The following is an 11,442-nucleotide window of genomic DNA, read 5'->3' as shown; positions in this document are numbered from 1 at the left end:
GTTGTCGCTATGATTAAGCAATACCTACAAGTCACCAAACCAGGAATTATTTTCGGAAATTTAATTTCTGTAATAGGTGGTTTTCTGCTCGCTTCTAAAGGTGAGATTGATTACTCCCTATTTTTCGCGACTCTGCTTGGGGTGTCTCTGGTCGTTGCTTCTGGTTGTGTTTTTAACAACTACATTGACCGTGATATTGACCGTATCATGGAAAGAACGAAGAATCGTCCATTAGTTAAAGGATTAATTGACCCTCGAATTAGCCTGATTTATGCCTCAGTATTAGGTATTGCAGGTGTTGTGCTGCTCTATGTAGCAGCCAACCCACTTGCAATGTTTATCGCTGTATTCGGTTTTATTATTTATGTTGGGGTTTATAGCCTCTACATGAAGCGTAAATCTGTTTATGGCACACTGATTGGAAGTTTATCTGGCTCTGCACCTCCTGTTATTGGCTATTGTGCCGTTAGCGGTGAATTTGATGCAGGCGCGGCAATCCTATTACTTATCTTTAGTTTGTGGCAGATGCCTCACTCTTATGCCATTGCTATTTTCCGTTTTAAAGACTACCAAGCTGCAAATATCCCTGTATTACCTGTAATTAAAGGGATCTCAGTCGCTAAACGCCATATCATTCTTTATATTCTGGCGTTTATGATCGCAACCTTAATGCTGACATTAGTTGGTTATGCCGGCTATAAATACCTGATTGTGGCTTCAGCCGTCAGTATTTGGTGGTTAGGCATGGCTTTATCAGGTTATAAAGCAACCAATGATATTGTGTGGGCACGAAAATTATTTATTTTCTCTATTGTCGCAATCACTTCATTAAGCGTAATGATGTCTGTTGATCCAACAAGCTCAACAGAAGCGGTTCTTGCGTATCTAAGATAATGTATTTATTAAAGTAACCTAAATACCAGTCAGCCTTCTGACTGGTATTTTTTTATCTCTTTTACGACTTCGCATGATATCAGTACAGTTTTGTCTTTTTTGTATCCCATTTATTGATTAACCTCACTGGAAAATGTCATTACAATGGAGGTATCAGTAATACGAGGTAATCCATGAATGATAATAAAATGACCCCATTAGAGCGCAAAGCAACATGGGGACTAGGCACTGTTTTTTCTCTTCGCATGCTTGGCATGTTTATGGTACTCCCAGTTTTAACCACCTACGGGCTTCAACTACAACACGCAACAGAATCTCTCATTGGATTAGCCATCGGTATTTATGGATTAACACAAGCTATATTCCAAATTCCTTTTGGTATTTTCTCTGATAAATTTGGTCGAAAACCTATGATTGTTTTTGGCTTAATTATTTTTATTATTGGTAGTCTGATTGCGGCTCTCAGTGACAATATCTATGGCATTATTATTGGTAGAGCATTACAAGGCGCGGGAGCTATCTCAGCAGCAGTAATGGCTTTATTATCAGATTTAACACGAGAACAAAATAGAACAAAAGCAATGGCCTTTATTGGTATTAGCTTTGGGATAACGTTCGCTTTAGCCTTAGTTTTAGGGCCTATTTTAACGCATATTTTTGGCTTACATGGTCTGTTTTGGGGAATTGCCCTACTCGCCTTTGGTGGCATTATTATTACGCTTTTTACCGTACCGAATAGCGAACACCATATTCTTAATCGAGAGTCTGGCTTTGTTCGTGGTAGCGTAAAAAAAGTTTTATTTGATGCACAACTTCTTAAATTAAATACCGGTATTTTTTCACTACATACTTTATTAATGGCGGCATTTGTTGCACTTCCTCTGGTTATGAGTAGCGCAGGTTTAGCGAAAGAAAAACATTGGATTGTTTATCTAGTCACCATGCTTATTGCCTTTATTACTGTACTTCCTTTTATTATCTATGCAGAAAAGAAACGAAAAATGAAACAAGTTTTCTTATTCTGTATTTCCCTACTTATTATTGCTCAAGCTATTTTGATTATTTCAGGCTCTAGCTTGTGGTTAATTATTGCAGGTATTCAAGTTTTCTTTATTGGATTTAATATTATGGAAGCACTTCTTCCTTCATTAATTAGTAAAGAAGCACCAGCAGGTTATAAAGGTACAGCGATGGGAATTTATTCCACCAGCCAATTTTTAGGTGTGGCATTAGGCGGAATTTTAGGAGGATGGCTTTATCAACATTATAGTGCGCAAACTGTATTTTTAGGCTGTTTAGTGATTGGTCTTATTTGGTTTTTCATTAGCCTAACATTACGCCAACCCTCTTATGTCAGTAGCTTACGTGTTGAATTACCTGAAAGTTTGTCTTCAAGCCAACAACAGCAACTACAACAATTGTTTAAGCAACAACCGGGTGTTAATGAAGTTGTGATTATGGCGGATGAACAAAGTGCCTATATCAAGGTTGATACTAAACAGACGCCAAGAGCAACATTAGAGGCTCTGATCCCTTTAGTTTAAAGGTCAATAAGCTTACTAGGTGAAATAAAAATGCGCTGGTTCAACAGCGCATTTTTGTATGACTAAAGGGGTAAATAATTAGTCACGGAAATTGTTAAATTGGAATGGCTGCCCTAACTCGCCTTCTCTTACTAATTTCATCACGGCTTGTAAGTCGTCGCGCGATTTACCTGTAACACGAACTTGCTCGCCTTGAATTTGGGCTTGAACTTTCAATTTACTGTCTTTGATCAGCTTAACAATTTTTTTCGCTAAAGCTGTATCAATACCTTGCTTTAAGGTGGCTTCTACGCTGTACATTTTTCCGCTGTGAGTCATTTCTTCAGGGATATTTAATACCGCACCATCAATCCCTCTTTTTGCCATTTTCTCACGCAGAATATCTAATAATTGTTGAACCTGAAATTCAGATACACTGGTCGTTTTCACTGACTCTGCTTTTTCGTTTAATTCAAAGCTTGCTTCAACGTTACGAAAATCCCAGCGAGTAGTCAGTTCACGTTGTGCGTTTTCTACCGCATTTCGCACTTCATGTAAGTCAACTTCAGATACGATATCAAAAGATGGCATTCTTTCTTCCTCAATAAATAAATACAACCCGAATAATAGCTTCTTTTAGGGTTGCAAAAAAGCATTGCACATTCAATAACAAATTTATCCCTTTAATTTCCTCTTACAGTAAAGCGCAAACATACTTTAAACAGAGAAGTGTAATCAATGTTATAATTTTAGCTAAATAGTCTAATGACCGTCAGTAGCCACCTTACGCTATTACGATTTGTAAAAAGAGGCACAATGAAAATTACCGTTTTAGGGTGTGGTTCGATTGGTAAACTTTGGGTTGCAGCTTTAACACTTCAATCTCATGAAGTACAAGGTTGGCTAAGAGTACCTCAGCCTTTTTTAGACGTGAGTGTTGATAACATTAATGGCGAGCCTTTTTATCAACGTATTACCGCAAATCAACTTGAATGGTTAAAACAAAGCGAATTATTAATTGTCTGCTTAAAATCTTGGCAAGTCTCAGATGCGGTTAATGCGCTACTACCTTATCTTTCTGCACAATGTCCTATTTTATTAATTCATAATGGTATGGGTACTGCTGATGAATTAACAGCAACACAGCACCCCGTTATCAGACCTATTTTACAAGGCATTATTACTCATGGTGCTTATCAACAAGGGCAAGATGTTATTCATACAGCAACAGGAATAACACATATAGGCCCATTAAATCATGCAGCTCAGCAATACAGTTATTTAGCAGAAATCTTGCATCATGCTTTACCTGATGTCGCTTGGCATAATGATATCCATACGATTAGTTGGCTAAAACTTGCAGTTAATTGCGTTATCAACCCTCTTACCGTTTATTATCAATGCCGTAATGGGGATTTATTACGTTATCCTGAACATATTCAAAAAATATGCGATGAAGTTTATTTAGTAATGGAGCGCGAAGGTGTTGTACCAACGTCTCAAGCCCATCTTCATGGTTATATTATTGATACGATAGAACAGACAGCAAATAATTATTCGTCTATGTATCAAGATGTGAAATATCAACGCCATACAGAGATTGACTATATTACTGGTTATTTATTACGTCGAGCTTCAGAACAAGGGCTCGTATTACCCGAAAATAACCGCCTTTTTCAATTTATTAAACAACAGGAAGGCAATTATGACCATATCAGCGCTCATCTGCCTAGCTAATGGAAGTGAAGAAACCGAAGTCGTTACCACCGCAGATTTGCTGGTAAGAGCCGGTATTAATGTTGTACTTGCGAGTGCAGAAGATGATGTCGATGATCTTGTTATCACTTGTTCTCGTGGTATTAAAATTGTAGCTGATGCGCCTTTAGTTCGTGTCGTTGATCATCATTACGACGTTATTATTCTACCCGGTGGGTTACAAGGTACTGAAACCTTAAGAGACAGCCCTTTAGTGGTTGAGAAAGTGCGCCGTATGCACAGTGAGAATAGACTTGTCGCAGCCATCTGTGCAGCACCTGCCATTATTCTTGAATCTCACAATATTTTTCCCATCGGCAACATGACGGGCTTTCCTGCATTAAAAGATAAAATATCACCGAAAAAATGGGTTGATTATCGAGTCTATTTTGATGAAAGAGTTAACTTAATTACTAGCCAAGCACCTGCAACATCTATCGATTTTGCACTAAAAATTATTGAGCGCTTAAAAGGCAAAGAAGTCGCTGCCGATGTTGCCAAACAACTTGTATTACCACCCGGCATTTATAATTACCAAGATGAATTTACAGGCTTTGGGGATAGGTAAGTAGGTTAGTAGATAACTAGAACCGCAAATATATAATATTATTAAAGCGGTTCCATTTTTATTTCAGATATTCTTTATATTTAAGCTATTTTCAACATGTTAGTATTATGAGAAATGAATTTAGCTACTCGACTAATATATAAGGATACAATCTTCTGGGTATAGATATTTCTGAAAATAAAATAATTACTTTAAATACTCAGCATGAACGTCGAGTAATAACGAGCGCTAATAAAAACCCTAAAATTAGCATAATAGGTAAGAAAAACAAATTAACTATATTCAGTATTTATCAACGAACTAAATTTGGTGATAGTGATAGAGATGGTAACCCTTTAATATACTCATTAAAAGGTATCTATAATTATAAAATAACAAAAAATGAGCTATACAAATTCAAACCTTCCTTCTTAGCTATTTTAAATAAAATCAGATCTAAAATAATAGATAAAAATATTATATTTATCGTCATGCCGTCATCTACAGCAGTACCATACTTCTTAGCAAGAAGGATCTCTCGCCACTTCAGATCAAGTTTTTGCGATGATGTATTTATTAAATGCACTGTGGAAGAAGTAGTTAATAATTATTTTAATGAAGAAACAAATAAAAAAGAATCCCATATAAAACCAATAAAAAGAACATTATCTGAATTACAAAAATTACCACCTAATACTATTTTCACAATAAAAAAAATTCCAAATAAAATCAGGCACTACTTTTCCCCTTGGAAAATAAACCCAGATTTCGATATTAATAGATTAAATCATTATAATATTATTTTAATTGATGACTTACTCTCAACAGGAACAACATTAAATACAGCAACTATAGAATTAAATAGATCAGGATTAACATGTTCTACTGCAATCTGCCTTTTAAGTAATCTTTGAATTTGATCTCTTTTTAAGATTAATATATATTCCTTAGTTCTAGATAATATTTCTAGCTTAAGAGCCAACATACGCCCTTGGCTCTATAAATATGAAACATTTTGTAAAAAATGTGGGCTCGCGCAAGCACCATGATGATGGTCAAGCAATAAGAGCAAAGTAATCATCCGGAGAATGGCAGCGACATTCCCCAACATAAAAGTTGTATAATTAAAAAAAGCCACTTTATAGTGGCTTTTTTATCAACAATATAAACGTTATATATTATTTTTTACGATAGACTTTAACGTTCTCAAAACCTTGCTCACGTAAATAAAGCGCCTGTAAACGGCTCATCATTCCACGATCACAATAGAGTACATAGGTTTTTGCGTTATCTAAATCACCAAACTGAGTGCTTAGTTTATAGAAAGGTAGCTCTTTAACATCAATACCTTCTATCTTTAATGGTGAAGTCTCTTGCTCTTCTGGTGAGCGAATATCCAGAATAACGTCGTTAGCGCCGAATTCAGAGACCATTTCAACTTCAGTAACTTGCTGTACGGTTTCTTCTGCAATACGACGAATATCCATATTTTTAGCATTTTCAACAACGCTATCAAGAATAGAAAAATCAAACTTCTCTTCTTCTGCTTCGATCTTCGCTTTTACCGCTTTCACTGTTGGGCTTTTTGAAATCACACCACAGAATTCAGGCATTGTGCGAGCGAAATCTTCTGTACCAATTTGACGTGCGATATTGATAATGTTCTCTTTATCATGAGTGATAAGAGGACGTAAAATTAACGTGTCTGTCGCATTATCAATTAAACGTAAATTAGTTAAGGTTTGGCTAGAAACCTGCCCTAATGCTTCGCCAGTAACAATTGCTTGAACACCATAACGTTCTGCCACTCTTGATGCTGCACGTACCATCATACGTTTTAATACAACACCCATTTGACCATCATCGACTTTTTCTAAGATTTCTGCGACAACTGGCTCAAAATCAACAGCAACGAAATGCACTTTATGTGAACGACCAAAACGGTTCCATAAATAATGCGCAACTTGTTTAACGCCAATTTCGTGAGCAGAACCACCTAAGTTAAAGAAACAATAGTGAACTCGGCTACCACGACGCATTAACATATAGCTCGATACACCTGAGTCATAACCACCAGAGATCAGTGATAAAACATCTTCTTGTGTGCCAATTGGGAAACCGCCAATACCTTCATAACGCGCATTTACCAGAATAAGTTTGTCGTCTTCAATTTCCAAATTAATGGTGACATCTGGGCGGGTTAATTTCACTTTTGCGCTTTCAATGTGTTGGTTAAAACCACCACCAACATAACGCTCAACTTCATTTGAAGTAAAACTGTGTTTACCACGACGTTTGGCACGAACACAAAATGTTTTGTTTTCAACTAAATGCTTAAATGCTGCAAAAGTTTGCTCAAAAATATTGTGTAGATCAGTGTACGGATGCTCTTCTACTTGTAGAAAGTGATGAATACCAGGAATACGCGTTAATGCATCACATACCGCCTCACTTTTGCTTTCATCCTTACTGACAACAACAATGTTATCCCAATTGCGGACAACGGTGATTTCATCACCTAATGTATTAAGAACATTACGAATATTGCTAGTGAGGATCTTGATAAAACGTATACGAACTGATTGGCTTTTGATCGTAATTTCGGGGAATAATTTAATAATAAACTTCATAGTCAATGGTCATAGGTTATTAAGTAGAAACATAAACTACAGTGATGTAAATTGACTGGAGTTTATAAAAGTCACAAAGTATATCACCAATATTTAGGGCTCACCCGCAAAAATCATCGACTGAATAAGAAATTTTCTTCTCAATTGTAGTAAGATGATCGCTATTATTCAGCGCTAACATGCTTTATTATCAAAAATATTATGGCTAAGAAAACGACACCAATTAACGAAGACATCGCACAAGCACCAAGTTTCGAAGCATCTATGCAAGAACTTGAGCAAATCGTAAACCGTTTAGAATCCGGTGAACTCCCTTTAGAAGAAGCGCTTAATGAATTTGAACATGGCGTTCGTCTAGCCCGTGTTGGACAAAAAACATTACAAGACGCTGAACAGCGTGTTCGTATTCTTCTAAAAGAAGATGATAATGCAACTCCTGATGATTTTATCCAAGAGGCAGAATAATTGAGTAACGCAACTTCAAGTACGGATGCGTTCCGTCATAAATTAGATTCCGCCCACCAGCGTGTTGACGATGCATTAAACCAAGCGCTATCCGCTTTACCATTTACTGACATGCCTCTAGGTAAAGCCATGCATTATGGTGCCCTTTTAGGTGGAAAGCGCTTACGTCCTTTCCTTGTTTATGCAGTAGGTGAAATGTTTAAAATCCCTGCTCTTAACCTTGATGCACCAGCCGCTGCAGTAGAATGTATTCACGCTTATTCTCTTATTCATGATGATCTACCTGCGATGGATGATGATGATTTACGTCGTGGTAAACCTACATGTCATATTGAGTTTGGTGAAGCCAACGCAATTTTAGCGGGCGATGCATTACAAACACTTGCCTTTGAGATCTTAGCAAAAAATCCAATGCCTGATGTTGCAATGAGTGATCGGGTTGCAATGATTGCTGAATTAGCAACAGCCAGCGGGCTTGCTGGTATGTGTGGTGGTCAAGCTCTTGATCTTGAAGCCGAAGATAAATCCATTGATCTCGCATCTCTTGAAAAAATCCATTTACACAAGACAGGTGCATTAATTCGTGCGGCTGTTCGCTTAGGCGCATTTAGTGCTGGCTCAAAAGGTCACGATGTATTACCCGCATTAGATAAATATGCCCACTCTATTGGCCTTGCATTTCAGGTACAAGATGACATTTTAGATGTCATTGGCAGTACTGAAGAAACAGGAAAGCGTCAAGGTAGCGACCAAGAGTCAGGAAAAAGCACATATCCTGCACTTCTTGGGTTAGAGCAAGCTCAAAAGAAAGCACAGGAATTGTATAACGAAGCACTGGATGCCTTAGCGTTTCTTGAGCAATACGAGTACGATACGACCACGCTTAAACAATTAGCGAGTTTTATCGTCGAACGGAAAAACTAATAAAAAATAAAGAGAGCAGCTTACCTGTTCTTTCCCTATTACAAGTGATTAATTAATAGGCATCACATGAGCATTGATATCGAAAAATATCCCACATTGGCGTTGGTTGAAACACCAGAAGATTTGCGCCTATTACCAAAAGAGAGTTTACCTAAACTCTGTGATGAGCTAAGGCTATTTCTTCTTAACAGTGTCAGCCGCTCAAGTGGTCACTTCGCCTCAGGTTTAGGTGCTATTGAGTTAACGGTTGCTCTTCATTACGTCTATAAAACCCCTTTTGATAATCTTATTTGGGATGTGGGTCATCAAGCCTATCCCCATAAGATCTTAACAGGTCGCCGTGACCGCATTGATACTATCCGCCAAAAAAATGGGTTACACCCCTTCCCTTGGCGAGAAGAGAGTGAATACGACAAACTTTGTGTCGGTCACTCTTCAACCTCTATTAGTGCAGGTTTAGGTATGGCTGTTGCAGCTGAACAAGAAAAGCTGAACAGAAAAACAGTTTGTGTGATTGGTGATGGTGCAATTACTGCGGGTATGGCTTTTGAAGCAATGAACCACGCAGGTGATATTGAGCCAGATATGCTCGTTGTACTTAATGACAACGAGATGTCAATCTCCGAAAACGTTGGTGCATTGAATAATCATCTTGCACAATTGTTATCAGGCAAACTGTATACCACCTTACGTGAAGGTGGAAAAAAGGTCTTTTCTGGTATTCCACCGATTAAAGAATTACTGAAAAAGACAGAAGAACATATTAAAGGCATGGTTGTTCCCGGCACCATGTTTGAAGAATTGGGCTTTAATTATATCGGTCCAGTTGATGGTCATGATGTTATTGCGTTAGTGCAAACACTCGCTAATATGCGTGATCTAAAAGGTCCTCAACTCCTGCATATTATGACTAAGAAAGGTCGTGGATATGCACCTGCTGAACGTGATCCTATTAGCTGGCATGCTGTACCTAAGTTTGATCCACAAGCAGGTACATTACCTAAAAGCCCTAATGCACGACCTACATTTTCTAAAATTTTTGGTGACTGGTTATGTGAAGAAGCCTCAACCGATCCAAAACTCATGGCAATTACCCCTGCTATGCGTGAAGGCTCTGGTATGGTGCGTTTCTCAAAAGAATACCCATCACAATACTTTGATGTTGCGATCGCAGAACAACACGCCGTTACCTTTGCAGCAGGTTTAGCAATTGGTGGTTATAAGCCTATTGTTGCTATCTACTCAACATTCTTACAACGCGCTTACGATCAAGTGATCCACGATATTGCCATTCAAAAACTGCCTGTTTTATTTGCTATTGATCGTGGTGGTATTGTGGGAGCAGATGGTCAAACTCACCAAGGTGCTTTCGATCTCTCATTCTTACGCTGTATTCCTAATATGGTCATTATGGCACCAAGTGATGAAAATGAGTGTCGCCAAATGCTTCACACGGGTTATCACTATCAAGATGGCCCTGTTGCAGTACGTTACCCAAGAGGCTCTAGTGTTGGTGCGCAATTACAACCACTCAGTCCATTGCCTATGGGTAAAGGCATTATTCGTCGCCAAGGTAAAGGCATTGCTATTCTAAACTTTGGTACATTACTGCCTGAAGCGTTAGAAGTCGCTGAAAAACTTGATGCAACTGTGGCTGATATGCGTTTTATCAAACCTCTTGATAAATCCCTTATCCTTTCTCTGGCAGAGCAACATGATATGTTGGTAACGTTAGAAGAGAATGCGATTATGGGTGGCGCTGGCAGTGGTGTTAATGAATTACTGATGCAAGAACGTTGCTTAGTACCTGTCTTAAACTTAGGTATACCTGATCTATTTGTACCACAAGGTGGACAAGAAGAGATCAGAACTGACTTAGGTTTAGATGCAGACGGTATCGAAAAATCAATTAAAGCCTATCAAGCTAACTAATTGAATTAAAATGATTTAAAATAACCTCTCCTAATTAACTATAGGAGAGGTTAATGTATTTTCTAAGCTAAAATTTGTCTACTTTTATATACTGGTTCACGCTTTCACACCTCATATTTTCTTCAATTATAATCTTGTCCATCATCACATTTTTATGAAATTCACTGAAAATAACCACTTTCCTTATTGAATCCATTCAGCGTTAATTTATTCAATCAGTTATATTTTTCTTTCTTTTTGTTTGCCAACGAAACGTTTCGATCATGCTCACAATATGAATAAATCAAACTTGTTTTCCCGCCTTTCTTTTCTACTATGTAGACAGCGAAACGTTTCGCTGAGGAGGAAACATGAAAAAAGGTGTATTACTTAATAGTCCTATTTCGAGTGTAATTTCACGTTTAGGACACACTGACAAAATCACTATTGCAGATGCCGGATTACCTATTCCCTCCTCTGTTGAACGTATTGATCTTGCTCTCACTCAGGGTATTCCGGACTTTATGTCCGTGTTGCAAACAATCACTCATGAGATGCAAGTCGAGGCCGTGATGCTGGCGGAAGAAATTAAAACCATCAATCCCTCTCTTTTTAATGAAATCCTCTCTTATCTCTATTTATTAGAGCAAGAGCAGAAGAAGTCTATTCAAATAATGTATGTTTCACATGAAGCATTCAAAAAGCAACTTACTGAAAATAAAGCTGTTATTAGAACCGGTGAATGTACGCCTTATGCCAATATTGTGTTGTTTTCTGGTGTGACTTTTTGAGG

The 11,442-nt window shown here is 37.7% G+C and carries 11 protein-coding genes; 9 read left to right on the top strand and 2 right to left on the bottom strand.

All coding sequences use genetic code 11. From position 1 onward, the window contains the following. Nucleotides 1-9 precede the first annotated feature (9 nt). A complete protein-coding gene (gene cyoE, locus EHE21_RS03575) occupies nt 10-894 on the top strand; it encodes a heme o synthase (RefSeq protein ID WP_069368580.1) in 885 nt (294 codons plus the stop codon). Nucleotides 895-1,067: 173 nt separating this feature from the next. Next, nucleotides 1,068-2,438, top strand: coding sequence for an MFS transporter (locus EHE21_RS03570; protein ID WP_194951862.1), 1,371 nt, complete (start codon nt 1,068-1,070; stop codon nt 2,436-2,438). Between the two features lie 78 nt (nt 2,439-2,516). Here the strand turns inward: EHE21_RS03570 and EHE21_RS03565 are convergent, their stop codons facing one another. After that, nucleotides 2,517-3,008 (bottom strand): YajQ family cyclic di-GMP-binding protein, encoded by a 492-nt coding sequence (locus tag EHE21_RS03565; RefSeq protein ID WP_072063676.1) that lies wholly within the window; start codon nt 3,006-3,008, stop codon nt 2,517-2,519. 225 nt (nt 3,009-3,233) lie between these two features. Between EHE21_RS03565 and panE the strand changes: the two genes are divergently transcribed. The 3 genes from panE (at nt 3,234) to EHE21_RS03550 (ending at nt 5,633) form a co-directional block, all read left to right on the top strand. Next, a complete protein-coding gene (gene panE / locus EHE21_RS03560) occupies nt 3,234-4,154 on the top strand; it encodes a 2-dehydropantoate 2-reductase (RefSeq protein WP_194951861.1) in 921 nt (306 codons plus the stop codon). Beyond that, a complete protein-coding gene (yajL, locus tag EHE21_RS03555) occupies nt 4,123-4,740 on the top strand; it encodes a protein deglycase YajL (RefSeq protein WP_088493689.1) in 618 nt (205 codons plus the stop codon). The genes panE and yajL overlap by 32 nt, the downstream gene beginning before the upstream one ends. 470 nt (nt 4,741-5,210) lie before the next feature. Further along, complete coding sequence (locus EHE21_RS03550; RefSeq protein ID WP_194951860.1) at nt 5,211-5,633, top strand: phosphoribosyltransferase; 423 nt, start codon at nt 5,211-5,213, stop codon at nt 5,631-5,633. 264 nt (nt 5,634-5,897) lie between these two features. Here EHE21_RS03550 and thiI read toward each other — a convergent pair whose 3' ends face one another. Further along, on the bottom strand, nt 5,898-7,349 hold the full coding sequence (gene thiI / locus EHE21_RS03545; protein ID WP_194951859.1) for a tRNA uracil 4-sulfurtransferase ThiI: 1,452 nt from the start codon (nt 7,347-7,349) through the stop codon (nt 5,898-5,900). A 201-nt stretch (nt 7,350-7,550) separates the two neighbouring features. On the opposite strand from thiI, the gene xseB reads away from it, so the two are divergent. The 4 genes from xseB to rbsD all read left to right on the top strand — a co-directional run bounded on the left by xseB (nt 7,551) and on the right by rbsD (nt 11,440). Next, nucleotides 7,551-7,814, top strand: a complete 264-nt coding sequence (gene xseB, locus EHE21_RS03540) for an exodeoxyribonuclease VII small subunit (RefSeq protein WP_023580876.1) — start codon at nt 7,551-7,553, stop codon at nt 7,812-7,814. Continuing rightward, nucleotides 7,815-8,738 carry a (2E,6E)-farnesyl diphosphate synthase gene (gene ispA / locus EHE21_RS03535; protein WP_088493693.1) on the top strand — a complete coding sequence of 308 codons (924 nt, stop codon included), beginning with the start codon at nt 7,815-7,817 and terminating at the stop codon, nt 8,736-8,738. 66 nt (nt 8,739-8,804) lie between these two features. Then, a complete protein-coding gene (gene dxs, locus EHE21_RS03530) occupies nt 8,805-10,670 on the top strand; it encodes a 1-deoxy-D-xylulose-5-phosphate synthase (RefSeq protein WP_194951858.1) in 1,866 nt (621 codons plus the stop codon). A 350-nt stretch (nt 10,671-11,020) separates the two neighbouring features. Then, nucleotides 11,021-11,440 (top strand): D-ribose pyranase, encoded by a 420-nt coding sequence (gene rbsD, locus EHE21_RS03525; RefSeq protein WP_088493695.1) that lies wholly within the window; start codon nt 11,021-11,023, stop codon nt 11,438-11,440. Nucleotides 11,441-11,442 lie beyond the last annotated feature (2 nt).

It is taken from the genome of Proteus sp. GOKU (assembly GCF_015475555.1).
Lineage (GTDB): Bacteria > Pseudomonadota > Gammaproteobacteria > Enterobacterales > Enterobacteriaceae > Proteus > Proteus mirabilis_B.
The sequence above is the reverse complement of the archived record's forward strand: the minus strand, read 5'-3'. Positions and strand labels throughout refer to the sequence as shown.

Excerpts from the sequence above, each read along its gene's own strand:
- cyoE (WP_069368580.1), top strand. The coding sequence starts at position 10 with ATGATTAAGCAATACCTACAAGTCACCAAACCAGGAATTATTTTCGGA.
- EHE21_RS03570 (WP_194951862.1), top strand. The coding sequence starts at position 1,068 with ATGAATGATAATAAAATGACCCCATTAGAGCGCAAAGCAACATGGGGA.
- EHE21_RS03565 (WP_072063676.1), bottom strand. The coding sequence starts at position 3,008 with ATGCCATCTTTTGATATCGTATCTGAAGTTGACTTACATGAAGTGCGA.
- panE (WP_194951861.1), top strand. The coding sequence starts at position 3,234 with ATGAAAATTACCGTTTTAGGGTGTGGTTCGATTGGTAAACTTTGGGTT.
- yajL (WP_088493689.1), top strand. The coding sequence starts at position 4,123 with ATGACCATATCAGCGCTCATCTGCCTAGCTAATGGAAGTGAAGAAACC.
- EHE21_RS03550 (WP_194951860.1), top strand. The coding sequence starts at position 5,211 with ATGCCGTCATCTACAGCAGTACCATACTTCTTAGCAAGAAGGATCTCT.
- thiI (WP_194951859.1), bottom strand. The coding sequence starts at position 7,349 with ATGAAGTTTATTATTAAATTATTCCCCGAAATTACGATCAAAAGCCAA.
- xseB (WP_023580876.1), top strand. The coding sequence starts at position 7,551 with ATGGCTAAGAAAACGACACCAATTAACGAAGACATCGCACAAGCACCA.
- dxs (WP_194951858.1), top strand. The coding sequence starts at position 8,805 with ATGAGCATTGATATCGAAAAATATCCCACATTGGCGTTGGTTGAAACA.
- rbsD (WP_088493695.1), top strand. The coding sequence starts at position 11,021 with ATGAAAAAAGGTGTATTACTTAATAGTCCTATTTCGAGTGTAATTTCA.